This is a genomic window from Kitasatospora sp. NPDC057904 (genome assembly GCF_042887925.1).
In the GTDB taxonomy this organism is placed as follows: Bacteria; Actinomycetota; Actinomycetes; order Streptomycetales; family Streptomycetaceae; genus Kitasatospora.
Genome location: NZ_JBHVOL010000013.1, coordinates 269736 through 286315 on the forward strand (window position 1 = coordinate 269736; position 16580 = coordinate 286315).

General features: G+C 73.3%; 19 protein-coding genes. All 19 read right to left on the bottom strand.

The features are described from left to right. Nucleotides 1-166: 166 nt before the first annotated feature. Entirely contained in the window at nt 167-418 is a 252-nt protein-coding gene (locus ACFVSN_RS29855) for a gas vesicle protein GvpG (RefSeq protein ID WP_387603904.1), read from the bottom strand. Continuing rightward, nucleotides 409-1221, bottom strand: a complete 813-nt coding sequence (locus ACFVSN_RS29860; RefSeq protein WP_387603907.1) for a GvpL/GvpF family gas vesicle protein — start codon at nt 1219-1221, stop codon at nt 409-411. Before ACFVSN_RS29860 ends, ACFVSN_RS29855 begins: the two co-directional genes overlap by 10 nt. Further along, nucleotides 1218-1664 (bottom strand): gas vesicle protein GvpJ, encoded by a 447-nt coding sequence (gvpJ, locus tag ACFVSN_RS29865; protein ID WP_387603910.1) that lies wholly within the window; start codon nt 1662-1664, stop codon nt 1218-1220. Before gvpJ ends, ACFVSN_RS29860 begins: the two co-directional genes overlap by 4 nt. Before the next feature lie 5 nt (nt 1665-1669). Then, on the bottom strand, nt 1670-2833 hold the full coding sequence (locus tag ACFVSN_RS29870; RefSeq protein ID WP_387603913.1) for an SRPBCC family protein: 1164 nt from the start codon (nt 2831-2833) through the stop codon (nt 1670-1672). Nucleotides 2834-2838: 5 nt separating this feature from the next. Continuing rightward, on the bottom strand, nt 2839-3600 hold the full coding sequence (locus tag ACFVSN_RS29875) for a hypothetical protein (RefSeq protein ID WP_387603916.1): 762 nt from the start codon (nt 3598-3600) through the stop codon (nt 2839-2841). A 141-nt stretch (nt 3601-3741) separates the two neighbouring features. Continuing rightward, a complete protein-coding gene (locus tag ACFVSN_RS29880; RefSeq protein ID WP_387603919.1) occupies nt 3742-4101 on the bottom strand; it encodes a low affinity iron permease family protein in 360 nt (119 codons plus the stop codon). 15 nt (nt 4102-4116) lie between these two features. Next, nucleotides 4117-4584, bottom strand: coding sequence for a hypothetical protein (locus tag ACFVSN_RS29885; RefSeq protein ID WP_387603922.1), 468 nt, complete (start codon nt 4582-4584; stop codon nt 4117-4119). A 62-nt stretch (nt 4585-4646) separates the two neighbouring features. After that, entirely contained in the window at nt 4647-5399 is a 753-nt protein-coding gene (locus ACFVSN_RS29890; protein ID WP_387956883.1) for a metallophosphoesterase, read from the bottom strand. Between the two features lie 129 nt (nt 5400-5528). Next, nucleotides 5529-6236 (bottom strand): HAD family hydrolase, encoded by a 708-nt coding sequence (locus tag ACFVSN_RS29895; protein WP_387602444.1) that lies wholly within the window; start codon nt 6234-6236, stop codon nt 5529-5531. Nucleotides 6237-6251: 15 nt separating this feature from the next. Beyond that, nucleotides 6252-6623 (bottom strand): STAS domain-containing protein, encoded by a 372-nt coding sequence (locus ACFVSN_RS29900; protein WP_387602447.1) that lies wholly within the window; start codon nt 6621-6623, stop codon nt 6252-6254. Nucleotides 6624-6649: 26 nt separating this feature from the next. After that, nucleotides 6650-7744 carry an enolase C-terminal domain-like protein gene (locus tag ACFVSN_RS29905; RefSeq protein ID WP_387602450.1) on the bottom strand — a complete coding sequence of 365 codons (1095 nt, stop codon included), beginning with the start codon at nt 7742-7744 and terminating at the stop codon, nt 6650-6652. Continuing rightward, nucleotides 7741-10095: a GMC family oxidoreductase gene (locus ACFVSN_RS29910; RefSeq protein ID WP_387602453.1), complete on the bottom strand. Its 2355-nt coding sequence runs from the start codon at nt 10093-10095 to the stop codon at nt 7741-7743. Before ACFVSN_RS29910 ends, ACFVSN_RS29905 begins: the two co-directional genes overlap by 4 nt. Beyond that, nucleotides 10088-10525 (bottom strand): hypothetical protein, encoded by a 438-nt coding sequence (locus ACFVSN_RS29915; RefSeq protein WP_387602456.1) that lies wholly within the window; start codon nt 10523-10525, stop codon nt 10088-10090. The genes ACFVSN_RS29910 and ACFVSN_RS29915 overlap by 8 nt, the downstream gene beginning before the upstream one ends. Further along, complete coding sequence (locus tag ACFVSN_RS29920) at nt 10512-12317, bottom strand: thiamine pyrophosphate-requiring protein (RefSeq protein ID WP_387602458.1); 1806 nt, start codon at nt 12315-12317, stop codon at nt 10512-10514. Before ACFVSN_RS29920 ends, ACFVSN_RS29915 begins: the two co-directional genes overlap by 14 nt. 303 nt (nt 12318-12620) lie before the next feature. Next, the gene (locus tag ACFVSN_RS29925; RefSeq protein WP_387602461.1) at nt 12621-12887 is read right to left on the bottom strand and encodes a hypothetical protein; all 267 of its coding nucleotides are present in this window, start codon (nt 12885-12887) and stop codon (nt 12621-12623) included. A gap of 135 nt (nt 12888-13022) precedes the next feature. Next, nucleotides 13023-13748, bottom strand: coding sequence for a ribonuclease BN (locus tag ACFVSN_RS29930; RefSeq protein ID WP_387602463.1), 726 nt, complete (start codon nt 13746-13748; stop codon nt 13023-13025). Nucleotides 13749-14183: 435 nt separating this feature from the next. Continuing rightward, nucleotides 14184-15101 (bottom strand): SigB/SigF/SigG family RNA polymerase sigma factor, encoded by a 918-nt coding sequence (locus ACFVSN_RS29935; protein ID WP_387602466.1) that lies wholly within the window; start codon nt 15099-15101, stop codon nt 14184-14186. Between the two features lie 486 nt (nt 15102-15587). Further along, entirely contained in the window at nt 15588-16052 is a 465-nt protein-coding gene (locus ACFVSN_RS29940; protein ID WP_387602469.1) for an ATP-binding protein, read from the bottom strand. Nucleotides 16053-16062: 10 nt separating this feature from the next. After that, nucleotides 16063-16518: an STAS domain-containing protein gene (locus ACFVSN_RS29945; RefSeq protein ID WP_387602472.1), complete on the bottom strand. Its 456-nt coding sequence runs from the start codon at nt 16516-16518 to the stop codon at nt 16063-16065. Nucleotides 16519-16580: the final 62 nt, after the last annotated feature.

A 16580-nucleotide genomic window follows, 5' to 3' on the forward strand; every position in this document is an offset into this window, starting at 1 on the left:
CGCGCGCCGCGGACGCGGCCGGCGCCGGTGCGGGGGCCCCCCCCCCCCCGCGCCCGGGAGCGGGCGCGCGCCGCTCATCGTCTGCGCGGGCGGTGGCGGTGCGACGACGCGGCGCCGTCGCGCGGTCTGCGGGCCGACGCGGGCGGGGCTCGGTCTCGGCCACGGCTCACACCTCCCGCCGACCGCTCGTCCGCCGGGCCTCCCACAGCCGTCCGACCAGTTCCGCCTCCTGCCGGTCGGCCTCCTCCGGGCTGAGGGCGCCACTCCGACGGGCCTCCTCCAGCTCGGCCAGGCGCCGGCGGACGGCCGCCGGGTCATCCAGCTCGCGGCGGGCCTGGGCGTACAGCTGCTCGGCCACCCAGACCACGCCGCGCACGGGCGCGAGCGGCAGGGTGAGGAGCCCGGTGATCAGGCCCATGGACCGGACACCCCCTCGGAACCGCCGCCGACGGCCGCGGGCGCGAAGTCGTACGGCGCCAGCGGCCCGAGGAGGCGGATACCCACCCGCCCGGACCACCCGCGCGCCAGGTCCTCCGCCTCGGCCTCGAAGCGCGCCCAGCGGGTGTGGTGGACCAGGAAGGACACGTCGATCGGCTGGTCCAGGTCCGCGCCCGGGCCCCTGGTGACCGCGACCGCGAGCGGGCCGAGGGTGTCGACCAGGTGGCGCACGTCGGCCTCGCCGCGGTCGGCGATCTCCCGGGCCACCAGTTCGCCCAGCCGGAGCCGGTCGTAGTGGGCGGTGTCCGCCGACAGCGACGCGGTCCGCTCCCGGAGGGCGGCGATGTCGGGGCGGGCGGCGAGGACGTCCCGCAGCACGCGGTCCTCGACGTACGACCCGCGAAGCGTGTACTGGGCGAGGCCGCGCAGGCTCTCCAGCGCGAGGGCGAAGCCCTCCTCGGACGGGCCGAGCAGTTCGTCCACCACGGCCCGGCGGCCGTCGACCACCGAGCCGAACCGGAACGGCAGCACGGGGACCCGGGCGGAGACGACCGAGTCCAGCACCCGGGCGTGCGCGCGGAGGTCGTCCGGCGTTCCCAGGGGTTTGGTCGGATCGACCTCGCTGACCAGCGCGGCGACCCGTCCGCACGGGAGCAGTTCGACCGCCGCCGGGGGTGTGCCCACCCCGCGGACGGCCGTGGGCGCGGCGGCGTCGGCGGGGACGATTCCGTAGACGTAGCAGGCCGGTCCGGTGTCACCGGCGGCCGGTGTGTCGCGGTTCACCGTTCACGCTCCCTGCGTTCGCCGGAGGGCCGGGACCGGCGCCGGGGCCGTTCCTGCGGTTCCTCCTCCTCTTCTCCGTCCCCGTCATCGCGCCCGCGAACGTGGTCGATCACTTCGCTGACGCTCTCCTTGACGCCCTCCAGGGCGCCGCGGGTCTTGCGGCGGGCGCCGCCCTGGCGCATGTCGTCCATCAGTTCCGGCAGGCCCTCCGAGCCGTCCTGCTTCAGATCGAGGCGGTTGACCGCCTCCGCGAAGCGCAGATAGGTGTCCACGCTCGCGATGACGATCCGCGCATCGATCGTGATCAGCTCGATGCCGACCAGCGAGACGCGCACGTAGACGTCGATGACCAGGCCCTTGTCGAGGATCAGGTCGAGGACGTCGGCCAGGCCGCTCGGGGAGGGGCGGTCCAGGTAGTGGCCGGTCCTGGGGGCTACCGTCATCGTCCTCACCTGCCGCTCCGGGCGGGGGCCCGGCGGCGGCTCCGGGGCCGTTCATCGTCGTCCTCGTCCTCGGGTTCGTCCTCGTACTCGTCCTCGTCCTGCTCGTCCTCGTACTCGTCGTCGAAGTCGTCGGCGCCTCCGTCCTCGTCCTGCTCGTCCTCGTACTCTTCGGGTTCGTCCTCCTCCTCGTCGGCGTAGTCCTCGTCGTAGTCGTCCTCAGCCTCCGGCTCGTCCTCGTAGTCCTCGTCGTCGTTCTCGTCCTCATCGCCCCGCTCGCGCTCCTCGTCGTCGGGGGCGCCTCCCGTGTCTTCCGTCTCCTCTGATTCCGTCCCCTGATCGGACTCCTCCTCCAGGGCGTCCTCGTGCGAACGGACGACCTCGCTGTCGCGGATCTCGCCGCGCCAGCCCTCGACGCCGTCGGGATCGAGGATCGTCCGGGTCATCACATGCCGGCGGAAGTGCTTGAGCTCCAGGCGCGCCCGCCGCCCCTGGGCCCGCCAGAGGTTGCCGGTCCGCTCGAAAAGGCCCTTCGGGTGGTACTCGAGGACCAGCAGGATCTTGGTGAGGTTGGGGGCGAGTTCGTGGAAGGTGACCGTGCCGTCGACGTGACCCTTGTCGCCCTTGGAGCGCCACACGATCGTCTCGTCCGGGACCTGTTCGACGATGGTCGACTCCCAGGTGCGGTGGGAGAGGAAGATCCCCGCCTTCCACGTGAGCTTCTCGTCGGATTCCTGGTCCACCTGCTCCAGCCGCTTCGTGAACTGCGGGAAGTCCTGGAACTGCGTCCACTGGTTGTAGGCGACCCGCACCGGCACGCCGACGTCGATCTCCTCCACGATGTTGGTGACCTTGGTGTCCTTGCCGCCGCCCTGCTTCCCGCCCCCGGAGGACAGCGAGAGTCCGTTGGACACGAGGCTCTTCACTCCGGCCGCGCCGGCCCCGAGCAGCTTGCCGACCGGGAGACCCCCACCGCTTCCGCCGCCGCCGTTCTCGGCGTAGTCGACCAGCCGGTCCGCGAGGTCGGCGACCCGGTCGCCGGCCGCCCCCACGGCCCGCTCGCCCAGCGCGGACACGAACTCGCGTGCCTGCTCGATCAGTCGCTCGGTGGGCAGGGCGTCCACGAGGTCGCCGATGCCTCCGATTCCGGGCTCGGCTGCCTGCTTGGCCATCGTCCTCACCTCGACTTCCGTGCGGACGCCCGCGATCCGGCCGTCTTGCGGGCCGGGGCGCTCGTCCTCTTCGCGGCCGAGGGGGCGGTGGTCTTCCGAGCCGCGCTCGCGCGCGGGGCCGCCTTCTTCGCCGGCGCCTTCGCCGTGCTCTTGCGGGCCGGCGCTGCCTTGCCGGACGCCGTGCCCGTGCGCGTCGCCGTGCTCTTGCGGGCCGGCGCTGCCTTACGGGCCGCCGCGCCCGTACGCGTCGCCGTGCTCTTGCGGGCCGGCGCTGCCTTACGGGCCGCCGTGCCCGTTCCGGAGGGCTTGGTCGCCGTCCGGGACCGCGACGAACCACCGCTGGACGAGCTCCTCCCGGACGACGTGCCGGAGCGGGTGCTCCGGGTCTTGCCGGAGTCCTCGGTCTCCTCCTCCGGCTCTTCTTCCGGTTCCTGCTCATCGGACGGTTCGTCGTCCTCGCGGTGCCCGTTGGCCTCGCGCAGCGCCTCGGTCCGTTGTTCCAGCTGGTCGGTCAGCGCGCCGACGCGCCGGGACGCGGCGGCCACGGCCGCCTTCTTGCCCGCGCTCGCCAGCTCGCCCCGCACGTCGCCGACCATCCGCCGGAGCTGCGGCGAGGATTCGAGGAGCTGCGCGACCGCGGCTCCCGGGCTGGTACCCAGTTTCTTGCCGGCCGCCATGCCGGCGAGCGCCAGCGCCCATCGGGCTTTGTGCAACCGCCCGAGGAGGTAGCCGACGCCCACCGCAGCGGCGAGTTTCGCGTTCTTCATGGTCCGTCCCTGGGGGAGGATGTGATCGGGAGCCTTCGGTTCGCAGACCAACGGCCCGGCTCGGTGAACCCCCTCGCCTACCCCGCCGGACCGGCGGGAAACAACGCAGCGTCACCACGTTCCGTGCCGATCCGACCCCGCTCAGACCTCGTCCTCCAGGCGGATCGCGTGCTTCAAGTCCTCCCTGGCCCCGCCCCGGTCGCCCTCCTCCTCCGCCAGGAGAGCCGCCGCTATCGCGTCGAGCTTGCGCTGGATCGCGTGCTCCGCCCTGCGCTCGGCGTTCTTGAGCAGCGCGAGCAGCAGCAGCGTCACCGCCGACATCATGTCGCCCACGAAGTGCTGCCACGAGGACGAGAGTCCGGCGATGTGCACGGCCACGAAGGCGACCACGAGCAGCACGCACAGGGAGTAGAACAGCGGCGAGCTGGTCAGGTTGGAGGCCCGCTCGGCCAGGCGCGCGAAGCTCCCCCGGCCGCGCTCGGCCGGGTGGCTCAGTGTCATGTCCCCGACCTCCCGTCAGTGGCCGAACAAGTGCCGGATCCGGCCGCCCCGCGGCGCCTCGGCCGGCGTCCCGGTGTCCCGGCCGCCCTGCTCCGCCGCCCGTTCCTCCGGCCGGGCCGACCGGGTCGGCACCTCACCGGCCACCGGGACGTCCTCGGCCGCCGGCCGGTCATCGGCCACGGGTGCGACGCGTTCGACCCTGCGCACCCGCCGGGTCGGATACGCCTCCCGGTAGGCCGCGTCGCCCACGACGGGACGGACGGGCCGCCGGATCCGCCGGGCGAGCCCCATGAGGGCGAGCCCCATGCAGAAGACCAGGCCGAGCACCACGCCGGCCAGGAAGACGCCCAGGCTGTTCAGCGTGACCAGGTCGTTGCCCAGGACCGTCGCCTGGTACTCGGGCCCGCCGGCGATGTTGTCCGCGATCAGCAGCCCGATGAAGGCGCCGGACGCCGACATCAGCAGAAGTCCTAGCAGCAACATGGCAATCCCCTTCGTCCCGGTTCGGTGTACGTCGGGTCGCGCCTACCCGGGCCGCCGCGGCCCTAACGCTCCGCTACGGAGGGCTCGTCCACGTCGCCGTGCAGCCGGTAGACCGCGAACGCCCGGCCGATGACCGGCTGCGCCACGTTCCGCACGCGCACGCCGCAAGCCGTGAAGCCGCGCTCGGTGCCGAGGTGCGCGTGGCCGTGGACGGCGAGGTCGGCCCCCGCCGCGTCGATCGCCTCGGCGAGCAGGTAGCTGCCCAGGAAGGGGTAGATCTCCGGCGGCTCCCCGGCCAGGGTGTCGGGCACGGGGGCGAAGTGCGTCAGCGCGATCCGCACGTGGCAGCCCTCGGCCGCCAGCTCGTCCAGCGCGCGGCGGAGACCGTCCGCGCACTCCCGCGAGTGCCGGATGAAAGCCTTCATCTCCGGCTCCCCGAACTCCCCGCCGCTGCGCCCGGCGAACCCGCCGCCGAAGCCCTTGGTGCCGGCCACGCCGACCCGCCGTCCGTCCACACGGACGACGGTCGCCTCGCGCTCCAGCACCCGGACGCCGTGGGCGGCCAGGATCCGGGTGACTTCCCCGGGGCCGCCGGCGTCGTAGTCGTGGTTGCCGAGGACCGCGATCACCGGGACCGCCAGGCCGGCCACCTCCTCCCCCACCACCGTGGCCTCCTCGGGCCTCCCGTGCCGGGTCAAGTCCCCTGCCAACAGGAGCAGATCGGCCCGCTCCCTCAGCGTGGCGAAGGCCGGGCGCAGCAGGCCGCGGCTGTCCGGGCCGAGGTGGATGTCCCCGACGGCGGCGACCCGGATCACGGGAGGTCCTCCTCGCCCGCCGGGGGGCTGCCGTCGGCCAGGGCACTGGACCTCCCCGGGCGGTCGCGTTCCTCCCGGCCGGGCCGTCCGGCCCGAACGTGCCCCGGCGGGTACCCCGTCCGCACGTGTTCACGCCGCGCGGGGCCCGGCGGCTCCCGGCGATCGTTCTTCCGGCACCCGGGCGAGGAGGCTGCCGTCCAGCTCGGCGAGCAGTTCGGCGGTGTCGCGGTGGACCTCGGCAGCGCCGCAGCCGAGGAGCTCCTGCGCGGCGAAGCCGCCGCTCTCCACGGCGACGCACGGCACCCTGGCACGGGCCGCGGCGACGACGTCCCACACCGTGTCGCCGACGAACACCGCATCCGCGGGGTCGGCGCCCGCGCGGTCCAGCGCCGCGTGGACGAGGTCCGGCGCGGGCTTGGTCGCGGCGACGTCGTCGGCGGATGTGGCCGCCGCGATCACGTCGTCGGCGCCCAGGGCGCGGCGCAGCACGGCGAGTTCGCGTTCGGAGGCGGAGCTGGCGAGGACGATGCGCCAGCCCCGGGCGGCGCAGGCGCGCAGAAGCTCCGGGGCACCGGGCAGCGGTGCGATGACGGGCCAGTGGCTGGCGTAGAGGGCGTCGTGGGCGGCCGTGATGGCCTGGTCGTCCCCGTGGTCGCGGTGTTCGCCGAGGAGGTGGTCGAGCAGTTGGTCGGCGCCCATGCCGACCGCACGATGGACGCGGGCCGCGGGGACCGTCCGGTCGTACTGGCGCAGGGCCTCCCACCAGCTCAGGGCGTGCAGGTAGGCGGTGTCGAGCAGGGTGCCGTCGACGTCGAAGAGTGCCGCTGCCGTCTTCATCGTTCTTCCTTTCGGTCAGCCGGGCACGGTCGCGCGGATGCGGAAGGCTTCGGCGGCGCCGGTGAGTTCGAGCAGCCGCAGGAGCAGCGGTCCGGGGCGGGCCAGGTCGATCCGGCTGTCGTCGGCCGCCGCGTCGGCCCGGGCGCGGAGGATGGCGTTGAGTCCGGTGGAGTCGCAGAACTCCAGTCCGGCGCAGTCGATCACGATCACGCTGCCCGGCGTGGCGAGCGCCGCGTCCAGGGCAGCGTGCAGGTCGGTCACGGTGTCGAGGTCGAGTTCGCCGTGCAGCGCGAGCACCGTGCCCTCGGCCCAGGGTTCGGCCTGCACGCTGAAGCCCCGGACCTGTTCGACGGTGCCGGTCCGGCTTCTCTTCGGATGGTGTGTCATGGCGTCGGGCCCCTTTCGCTCGGGGCTCATGCGGTCCGGTACTCGGCGGTCCGGGTGGGCGCGAGGCGCAGCCCGTGGCCGGGGGCGCCGTCCGCGCCGGGGGTGACGGTGCCGCCGGTGGGGTCGAGGGTGCCGTCGAAGAGCAGTCGCTCGATCCGGACGTGGTCGTGGAACCATTCCAGGTGGCGGCAGTTGGGGACGGCCGCGGCGGCGTGGGCGTGCAGGTGCGGGGCGCAGTGGGCGGAGATGTCGAGGCCGTGTGCTTCGGCGAGGGCGGCGGCGCGCAGCCAGGCGGTGAGGCCGCCGCAGCGGGTGGCGTCGGCCTGGAGGCAGTCGACGGCCGGGACCATGCGGGCGAAGTAGGGCAGGTCGTAGCCGTATTCGCCGGCGGTGACGTCGGGGGTGACGGCATCGCGGACGGCACGGAGTCCGGTGAGGTCGTCGGAGGAGACGGGTTCCTCGAACCAGGTGACGCTTTCGTCGGCCAGGGCGTCGCCGATCCGGACGGCCTGTTTGCGCCGGTAGCCGCCGTTGGCGTCGGTGTAGAGCTCGGTGCGGTCGCCGACGGTGGCGCGGGCGGCGCGGACGCGTTCGAGGTCGCGCCGTTCGCGGGTGCCCCACGACTCGCCGATCTTGATCTTGACGCGGGGGATGCCCTGGTCCTCGGTCCAGCCCCGTAGTTGTCGCTCCTGCTGCGCGGCGGAGTACGTGGTGAACCCGCCGCTGCCGTACACCCGGACGGGCCGGGCGGCGCCGCCGAGGAGCCGGGCGAGGGGCAGGCCGAGCAGGTGGCCCCGCAGGTCCCACAGGGCGAGGTCGACGGCCGAGATCGCGCCGGCGATCAGCCCCGGACGGCCCATGTTCCGCACCGCCCGGCTCATGGCCTCCTGCGCGCCGGCGGTGTCGTGCGGGTCGCGGCCGGTCAGCAGCGGCGCGAGTTCGTCACGGATGACGACCGCCGTGGCGGGGGCGCCGTACGTCCAGCCGAGGCCGGTGTGCGGGCCGCTGACGGCCTCCGCCAGGACGAGCGTGGTGTGGTCCCAGGCGATCGTGCCGTCCGCCTCCGGCGCGTCGGTGGGGACGGTGTAGACGCGGGTGCCGATCCGCTGGATCTCGTTCATCCCGGTGTTCGCAGTCCGCTGCGTTCCCCCGCGGCGAGCAGGCCGGCCGCGCGGTCGACCAGGGCCATGATGGTGAGCGCCGGGTTGGCGCTGCCCTGGGTGGGGAGCACGCTGCCGTCGGTGATGAGCAGGTTGGGCACGGCGAAGGTGCGCAGCCGGTGGTCGACGACGCCGCTCCAGTGGTCGGCGGCCATGCGGCAGCCGCCGACCAGGTGGGCGTAGCGGTCGATGGTGATGACCTCGCTCGCGCCGGCGGCGCGCAGGATGTCCTCCATGACGGTGCGGGCGGCGCGGATCAGCATCCGGTCGTTGTCGCACTGGGAGAAGGCGAATTCGGCGACGGGCAGGCCGTGCCGGTCGGTGTCGGGTGCGAGGGTGACCCGGTTGTCGGGCTGGGGCAGGAGTTCGGCCATGGCTCCGAGGGTGGCCCAGTGGACGTAGTCGGAGAGGTAGGTGCGCAGGTCGGCGCCCCAGTGGCCCTGGGCGACGACGTGTTCGGCCCAGGTGATGGGCAGCGGCGAGATGTTCTGGATGGTGAAGCCGCGCTTGTAGGGCCGGTCGGTGCCGGTCTCGTAGTACTGCTCGGTGGAGACCTCCGGCGGCGGGGCCTTGTAGGCTCGGATCTCCTCGTCGAAGCGCCCGGAGGTCTGCGGCGCGCCCTGCACCATGACGTACCGTCCGACGAGGTCGTGGTCGTTGCACAGGCCTTCGGGGAATCGCCCGCAGGCGGAGTTGAGCAGCAAGCGCGGGGTTTCGATGGCGTAGCCGGCGACGGCCACCGTACGGGCCCGCTGGAGGTGTTCGCGGCCGTGGTGGAAGTACCGGACGCCGCGGGCGAGTCCGTCGTGGTCGAGTTCGACGACGGCGGCCATGCAGTCGGCGCGGATCTCGGCGCCGTTCGCGAGGGCGTCGGGGACGTGGGTGATCAGCGGGGAGGCCTTGGCGTTGACCTTGCAGCCCTGGAGGCAGAAGCCCCGGTAGATGCAGTGCGGGCGGCGCCCGAAGCGGCCGTTGGTGATGGCGACGGGGCCGACGCGGGCCTGGACGCCGAGGGCGGCGGCGCCGCGCAGGAAGACCTCGCCGTTGCCGCCGACGGGGTGGGGCGGATGCGGGTAGGGATGCGGCTCACCCCAGGGCCAATATTGGCCCGCCACGGGAAGTTCGTACTCCAGCCGGCGGTAGGAGTCACGCAGGTCGGCGTAGTCGATCGGCCAGTCGGCGCCGACGCCGTCGAGCGAGTGGGTGCGGAAGTCGGACGGGTGGAAGCGCGGTGCGTAGCCGGCGAAGTGGACCATCGAACCGCCCACGCCCCGGCCGGAGTTGTTGGATCCGAGCGGGACGGGGTCGGTGCCGGAGATGACGCGCGGCTCGGTCCAGTAGAGGTGGTGGGAGCCCGCCTCGTCGCTGACCCAGTCGGCGCGCGGGTCCCAGAACGGGCCGGCCTCCAGGACGACGACGCTCCAGCCGCGGCGGGCCATCCGCTGGGCGAGGGTGGCGCCGCCGGCGCCGCAGCCGACGATCAGCAGGTCGACCTCGTCGGAGTCCTCGAAGCTCCGCATGTCGCGCAGCAGTTGGTGGTCGAAGCCGTGCCCGTCGCGCGGCAGCAGCCAGGCGGAGGCGTTGGTGCGGCGGACCTCGCGCTCGGCCGCGGCGTTGGCGCGCACGGTCTCGGCGACGGCGCGCAGCCGGGAGTGCCGGCCGGGGTCGGTGGCGGGCGGCACCGGTCGGACCGGCCGGCGGTCGGGCGGCCGGGGCGGGCGGTTGCGGGCGTCGGGGACCTCCCAGGGCTCGCGCAGGCCCTCGCCGAGGCGCAGGTAGCCGCGCGGGTGGGCGGGGCCGCCGAAGCCGATCTCGTTCCACGCGGTGGGGTGGGCGTAGTAGGCGGTGCAGGCGTAGCGGGTCCACAGGCTCCACACATGGCGGGCGGGCAGGCCGTGCCAGCGCTCCCCGTCCAGCTCCTGCACCCGTCCGACGAGGGCGCGCTGCTGGACCTCGGTGAGCGCCGCGAACGGGCCGTCCGCGTCCTCGTCCAGGGCGCGCAGGGTGTGCCGCCAGGCCGTGTCGTCGCGCGGCATGTCTGCGTAGCGCCAGCCGTCGGTCTCCAGTTCGGCGAGCCGGGCGTCGATCATCGGCAGGAGCGGCACGGGCGGGTGGTCGAGCAGGAGGTCCAGCAGGGCGCGGCCGGTGGCCTCCTCCGCGGGCGTGAAGAAGCGCAGCGGCGGCTGGGGGCCGATCCGGGAGTACACGACGGCCGACGTCTCGTGGTCCCAGTGCGCGGCCTGGCCGAGCACGTCGAATCCGGGGAAGCGGCCCTCGTAGGAGGGGGTGCGGTCCTCGGGTGCCTCAGGCATCACGTGACTCCCTGCGCAGTACCGCGGCGACCAGTCCCATCCCTCCGACCATGCTCATCAGCAGCGGCGCGAACAGCGGCGGCCCCATCTCGACGTTGTAGCGGGCCATCGCCCAGCCGCCGGGCTTCTCGGCGATGCCCCGGACGTGCAGGTACGTGCCCTGGATGCCGTTGGCGGTGATCGCGGCGGAGGCGACGGGCAGCATGGTGTGCGCCGCCCGCGGACTGACCGCGCCGGCCACCCCGGCCACCGCGCCGACCGGCCCGAGCCACACCGGCCACCACATGACGCGGTTGCCGAAGCCGGCCCGATCGTGCTCCAGGTAAATCTCGGCGGCCGTGATCACCGACCCGGCGGCGGTGACCAGGGCGAGCGAACGCTGGAAGCGGCCGGTCCGGACGTTGCGCAGCACGACGTCAATGGCGCCCATGCCGGCCTCCGAACGACGGCAGGAGCTCCTGCAGCTTGGCCTTGAACCCCTGACGGACCATCCCGGCGCGGTCGTTGTCGCCGCGCAGCACGGACTCGGCCGCGGCCTGGATCTGGTCCCACGTCGCGTGCGGCGGGATCGGCGGGACGGCCGGGTCGGTGCGCAGCTCCAGGACGAACGGGCGGTCCGCGGCGAGGGCGTGCTGCCAGCCGCCCGGGACGTCGTCCGGTGCGATCGCCCGCTCGGCGGCGAGGCCGAGGGTGCGGGCGAAGCCCGCGTAGTCGACGTCGGGGAGCTCCTGCGAGGGCAGGAAGCTCGGCGCTCCCTGCATGGCCCGCATCTCCCAGGTGACCTGGTTGAGGTCGCGGTTGTTGAGCACCGCCACGACGAGGCGCGGGTCCTCCCACTGCTGCCAGTACTTCGAGACGGTGATCAGCTCGGCGAGGCCGTTCATCTGCATCGCGCCGTCGCCGACGATCGCGATCGCCGGTCGGTCCGGGTGGGCGAACTTGGCGCCGATCGCGTACGGCACGCCCGGGCCCATGGTGGCGAGGGTGCCGGACAGCGAGCCGCGCATGGTGCCGCGGAAACGCAGGTGACGGGCGTACCAGTTGGCGGCGGAGCCGGAATCGGCTGCGACCATGGCGTCGTCGGGCAACAGGTGGTCGAGGGTGTGGATCGCGTACTCGGGGTTGATCGGGTCCGCCTCGACTCCGGCGCGCCGCTCCATCACCTCCCACCAGCGCTCGGTGTTGTCGCACACGGTGCGCTGCCACGTGCGGTCCTCCTTGCGGATCAGGAGCGGCAGCAGCGCGTCGAGGGTGCGGGCGGCGTCGCCGACGAGGTTGACCTCGTAGGGGTAGCGCAGGCCGACCATGAACGGGTCGAGGTCGATCTGGACGGCCCTGGCCTTGCCGAACCCGGGCAGGAACTGCGTGTACGGGAAGCTGGAGCCGACGGTCAGCAGGGTGTCGCAGTCGCGCATCAGCTCGTAGGACGGGCGGGTGCCGAGCAGGCCGATCGACCCGGTGACGTACGGCAGGACGTCGGGCAGCGCGTCCTTGCCGAGCAGCGCCTTGGCGACGCCCGCGCCGAGGAGTTCGGCCACCTCCTGGACCTGGCGCCGGGCGCCCCGGGCGCCCTGGCCGACGAGCATCGCGACCCTGCGGCCAGAGTTGAGCACGTCGGCCGCGCGCTGCAGGTCGTCCTCGTGGGGCAGGACCGTCCAATGCGGGGTGCCGAGGCTGGAGGGCACCATCTTGAAGGCGTGCTCCGGCGGGCTGTAGTCCAGCTCCTGGACGTCGGCGGGCACGATGACGGCGGTCACGGTGCGCCGGGCGGCGGCGGTGCGCATCGCCCGGTCGAGCACGTTGGGCAGTTGCTCGGGGACGGTCACCATCTGGCAGTACTCGGCGGCGACGTCCTTGTAGAGGCTCAGCAGGTCGACCTCCTGCTGGTAGGAGCCGCCCATCGCGCTGCGGTCCGTCTGCCCGACGATCGCGACCACCGGCACGTGGTCGAGCTTGGCGTCGTACAGCCCGTTGAGCAGGTGGATCGCACCCGGGCCCGAGGTCGCCGCGCACACGGCGGTGCGGCCGGAGAACTTCGCGTAGCCGACCGCCTCGAACGCGGCCATCTCCTCGTGCCGGGCCTGGACGAACACCGGCCTGTTCTCGGCCCGGCCCCAGGCCGCGAGCAGCCCGTTGATGCCGTCGCCCGGGTAGCCGAAGACGTACTCGACGTCCCAGTCGCGCAGCCGTTCCAGGATGTAGTCGGAAACCTTCGGGGACACGGTGCTCCTCCTCCACGCTGACGACCCCCCGCGCAGCGCGGCTATCCGCTGCGGCAGTCCGGAAACGTCCTCACGCGCACGGGCAGAGCCGATTCCCGGGAGGCGGCTCCGTTCCTGCCGGCCGTCGTTGCCTTCCGCCCACGGGGGCACATGCAGCGCGGGCCCGCCCCCGGGACGAGGCCCGAGAAGGAAACCGGCCCGTGCGACCCGACCAGCCGCCCGGGCTGTTCAGGTGCGGCATGCGTCCCGCTGCTCAGCCGGCCGGGGAAACACCAAGCGCCGCACCCACACGCCCGGATCGCTTCACGAGGCCCGTAGGGCCGCCTCGCAGGCGTGGCAGCGCCGGTCGGCCGCGCTCGGCGGGTACCAGGGATCGCCAGGGTGGAGGGGGCGGTAGTGCGTGTGCTCCATCGGGCCGGTGTCCAGGCCGCACAGGGTTCGCGGGAGCGGGTCCTCGGGCACGTCGGGGTCGGCGCCCGCGGCGTGCACCGCGAGCACTGCCGGTCCCACGCCCTCCGGTCCCAGTGCTTCGTCGGGTTCCAGCTCGAACAGGACGACGATCGATCCCATGGTTCGAGCGTCAGGCACCCGGGCCCGGTCCACACCCGGGGGTGGGCCTTTCGCGCACTCCGCGGCGTACCACGCACGCGTTGCGCTCCGGCTTCGTGAATCCTTCGGCCGTTCCCCCTGCACGTACCTTCGGTCTCACGGTCCGCGGCTCTCCGGGCTCGCGTTCTCGCGGCCCCTGCGAGCGCGGACGAGGACGTGGCCCACCAGGGCACCCCCGTACACGGTGTAGCCGACGCCGATCAGCCAGGACACGACGATCAGGACCGTTCCCACCGTCCCGTAGGACACCGCGTTGGACACCAGCAGCGGCGCGAACACCAGGCGGGAGAAGAGGTGGAGACCCGCCAGCGCGAGGACGGTCGCGACCGCGCCCGGGAACAGGTCGCGTGCCGGGACGTGCCCGGCGAGCAGCAAGTGCTGGAGCCACCAGAAGAGCAGCAGACCGCCGATGATCGTGATGCCGATCCGGAAGGTCGGCTGCGCACCCGAATCGTGCCACGGGGAACCGCTCCACGCGGCCAGCACGATGTAGCCGACGAGTGCGGCCAGACCGAGGGTCTGGCGCCAGACCACGTGCCACGAGCCGGCGTCCACCCGCCAGATCCGCTGGTAGACACCCTGCACGGACCCCATCAGGGAGACGCCGAAGACCGCCAGCGCGGCCAGGCCGAAGCCCGTGGTGGTGCTGAGGACCTGGCCGCGTGAGGCGAACAGCTGGTGGACGGCGGCCGAGCCGCGGCCGCGCACCCCGAGAGCGTCGATGATCCACTGCGCGATGCCGGCGCCGCGCTCGGGGAAGGCTGCCGCGATGACGATCAGCAGCGGCACGAGCGTGACGAAGAACAGCGCCGCGAACGCCATCGAGCGCTGGAGGATCTCTATCCCGCAACCCTCTTCCCATACGTCCTTCGCCAGCGCCCGCAGGGCCCGCCACCGGCTTCGCGTCTCGCCTCCGCCAGGCCTCGGCGACGCGGCACGAGCCGTCGTTCTGATGACCATCGGCCGGCCTTCTTCCGATCCGGTGCCTGCACCTGTCCGGACGCGTGCCCCGGGCGCTCCCGGGCAAACGGCCGGTTTTCCGCCCGCCGGCGCGGGCACACGCGGCGCATGGAATCGGACACGGAGAGGACGCGACCAGCGCGCGCGGCACGGCACCGCCGCTACCTGCTGTGCCCGCCGAGGGGTACGTTCCCGTACCGGTCCGGATGCCCGAACTCCTCAAAGGTGGCGGCGGGCTCAAAGGTGGCGGCGGGCCGAAGTGCTGCGTGCTCGAACTGCGGCCGGCTTGACGGTGGATCAGTGCGGCGGGTCGCCCAGCGGCTCGTCCGACCAGCCGGGGGCGTCGCGGTCCTCCAGCTGTTGGCGCAGGCGGGCCAGGATGGAGCTGAGCAGGCGGGAGACGTGCATCTGGGAGACGCCGATCCGGTCGGCGATCTCGGACTGGGTTCGGCCCTCCCAGAACCGGAGCTTGAGCACGGTCTGGTCGCGCTCGGGGAGTTCGGCCAGCAGGGGGCGCACGGCGGTGCGGAAGTCGGCGAGTTCGATGCCCGGGTCACAGCTGCCGAGGCGGTCGAGCAGTGCGCTGCCGCTCTCGTCGGTGTCCTGATCGCGCAGCGCGTCAAGGGAGTTGGGGCGGTAGACCCGGCCGGCCATCAGGCCCTCGGTGGCCTCCTCAAGGGTGAGGTCGAGGTCCTTCGCGATCTCGTCGGGGTGCGGGAGGCGGCCGAGTTCCTGCTCCAGCCGGTCGGAGCCGCGGGCGACGCTCAGGTACAGCTCCTGCATGCTGCGCGGCACGCGCACGGGCCACGAGGTGTCGCGGAAGAACCGCTTGATCTCGCCGGCGATGGTGGGGATGGCGTAGGTGACGAACTCGACGCCGCGGTGCGGGTCGTAGCCGTCGACGGCCTTGATCAGGCCGATCGTGCCGACCTGGAGGATGTCGTCCATGTCCTCCGCGCGGTGGCGGAAGCGGGCCGCGATGAAGCGGACCAATGGCATGTTCAGCTCGATGATCGTGCCGCGGACGTAGCTGTAGGCGTGCGTCTCGCGGGCGAGACCGGCCAGGCGCTCGAACAGCGCGTCGCTGAGCTCACGGGCCTCGGACTTGCCCATCGCCCGCAGTTCCATCTCGGTGTACTGGGGCGGCAGTGGGTCCGACGGGCTCCTGGCGGTCGCCTGGTCAGCATGGTGCGGTGTTTCGAGGGGGATGGACACTTGCTTCTCCTGGGCATCGGGGTGAACGCCCCGCATTGCGGACGAGGATTCGCTCGCGACGGGCTTCTTCCCCCAGGACCTGTGCCCGGCTTCTTCAAGCGAAGGTCCCGGTGGCACCCGGTGGGTGCCGGCGCGGCCGGCATGGGCGCGGCCGCTGCAACAGACGTCCTACCCCGACATACGACATCCAATTCATGTTTCGACTGATTTATTACGATTTCACCGGGTACACGCCATCGGGCAACGACGGCCCGCCATGCGAGTCGAGTCCCGTCCGCACCCCACGGAGGTGCCACGATGACCATCCCGACGCCCCCGGATCCGGACACAGTGCCGATCCCCCACCCCAACCCCGCTCCCCGGCCCGGCGAGGGCCCCGATCCGGTGCCGCCGCCGATCCCGCCGTTCCCGAAGCCCGTGCCCTTCCCGGACCCGGACCCGGCACCGCCGCCGGAGCCCCACCCCGGGCAGCGGTGAACGCCCGGGTCAGTGGCGCCGGACGTGGTGGTCGACCGGGGACGCGACCTCCAGCCACACCCGCTTCCCGTCCCCCTCCGGCGCGCACCCCCAGGCCAGGGCGAGTCGGTCGACCACGCGCAGGCCGTGACCGCCCGGCTGCGCCGGGTCCTGGAACGGGCGCAGCCGCGGCGGTACCGGGCTCTGGTCCGCGACCTCGACCCGCAGGCGCCTGCCGTCCCAGCTGAGCCGCAGCTCGCTCGGGCCCCCTGGAGCGTGCAAGCACGCGTTGGTGACCAGTTCCGAGACCATCAGCAGGACGTCCTCCGTGACGGCCTGCTGCTCGTCGTCGACGGCGGGCAGCCAGTGCCAGGACAGCATGGCCGCGCGGCTGAACTCGCGGCTGCGCTGGACCGCACCCTCGCTGCCGCCGAACGTGAGCCGCCTGCTCCGCTCCTCCCGGCTGCGCGGGGGGTGGGCCCCTGGTGCGGTCATCCGGGCCTCCTCACTCCGGCCCCGACACGGGGTCCGCGCCCCGGTCGTCCGGCGCCGCACCCTGCGGGTCCAGCGCCGCACCGAGATCGGAGTGGATCACGAACACGCCGTCGGCCCCGGTGATCGCGAACAGCCTCGCCACGGCGGCGTTGGGGCCGGCCAGTTCCACCCCCGGTCCGGTCGCCTCGGCGTCGAGGCGGGCCCGGAGGAGGATGTTGAGCCCTGTCGAATCACAGAAGCGCAGGTCCGCGAGGTCCACCACGAGACGTTGCACGCCGTCGTCGAGGGGGGCGCCGAGCACGGTGCGCAGCCCGTCGGCCGTGTCGTGGTCCAGTTCGCCGGCCAGGGTCACGATCCGCACCGGTCCGACGCGGTCCACCTCGACCCGCAGGCCGCTGGGCCCGGGTCCGTCCGCGTTCCCACCGACGGCAGGACCTCCGACAGGACCCTCGGCTGGCCGTGGCATGGTGCGCTCCCGATGCGGTCGGGACGGCGTCGCGCCGTCCCGACCATCATCGCGCGCGGAAC

What these genes read in the sequence shown, in the direction of transcription:
- ACFVSN_RS29940 (WP_387602469.1), bottom strand. Translation starts at nt 16,052, where the DNA reads ATGACCGCACCAGGGGCCCACCCCCCGCGCAGCCGGGAGGAGCGGAGC.
- ACFVSN_RS29915 (WP_387602456.1), bottom strand. Translation starts at nt 10,525, where the DNA reads ATGGGCGCCATTGACGTCGTGCTGCGCAACGTCCGGACCGGCCGCTTC.
- ACFVSN_RS29925 (WP_387602461.1), bottom strand. Translation starts at nt 12,887, where the DNA reads ATGGGATCGATCGTCGTCCTGTTCGAGCTGGAACCCGACGAAGCACTG.
- ACFVSN_RS29905 (WP_387602450.1), bottom strand. Translation starts at nt 7,744, where the DNA reads ATGAACGAGATCCAGCGGATCGGCACCCGCGTCTACACCGTCCCCACC.
- ACFVSN_RS29910 (WP_387602453.1), bottom strand. Translation starts at nt 10,095, where the DNA reads ATGCCTGAGGCACCCGAGGACCGCACCCCCTCCTACGAGGGCCGCTTC.
- ACFVSN_RS29875 (WP_387603916.1), bottom strand. Translation starts at nt 3,600, where the DNA reads ATGAAGAACGCGAAACTCGCCGCTGCGGTGGGCGTCGGCTACCTCCTC.
- ACFVSN_RS29900 (WP_387602447.1), bottom strand. Translation starts at nt 6,623, where the DNA reads ATGACACACCATCCGAAGAGAAGCCGGACCGGCACCGTCGAACAGGTC.
- gvpJ (WP_387603910.1), bottom strand. Translation starts at nt 1,664, where the DNA reads ATGACGGTAGCCCCCAGGACCGGCCACTACCTGGACCGCCCCTCCCCG.
- ACFVSN_RS29870 (WP_387603913.1), bottom strand. Translation starts at nt 2,833, where the DNA reads ATGGCCAAGCAGGCAGCCGAGCCCGGAATCGGAGGCATCGGCGACCTC.
- ACFVSN_RS29930 (WP_387602463.1), bottom strand. Translation starts at nt 13,748, where the DNA reads ATGGCGTTCGCGGCGCTGTTCTTCGTCACGCTCGTGCCGCTGCTGATC.
- ACFVSN_RS29885 (WP_387603922.1), bottom strand. Translation starts at nt 4,584, where the DNA reads ATGTTGCTGCTAGGACTTCTGCTGATGTCGGCGTCCGGCGCCTTCATC.
- ACFVSN_RS29895 (WP_387602444.1), bottom strand. Translation starts at nt 6,236, where the DNA reads ATGAAGACGGCAGCGGCACTCTTCGACGTCGACGGCACCCTGCTCGAC.
- ACFVSN_RS29945 (WP_387602472.1), bottom strand. Translation starts at nt 16,518, where the DNA reads ATGCCACGGCCAGCCGAGGGTCCTGTCGGAGGTCCTGCCGTCGGTGGG.
- ACFVSN_RS29880 (WP_387603919.1), bottom strand. Translation starts at nt 4,101, where the DNA reads ATGACACTGAGCCACCCGGCCGAGCGCGGCCGGGGGAGCTTCGCGCGC.
- ACFVSN_RS29855 (WP_387603904.1), bottom strand. Translation starts at nt 418, where the DNA reads ATGGGCCTGATCACCGGGCTCCTCACCCTGCCGCTCGCGCCCGTGCGC.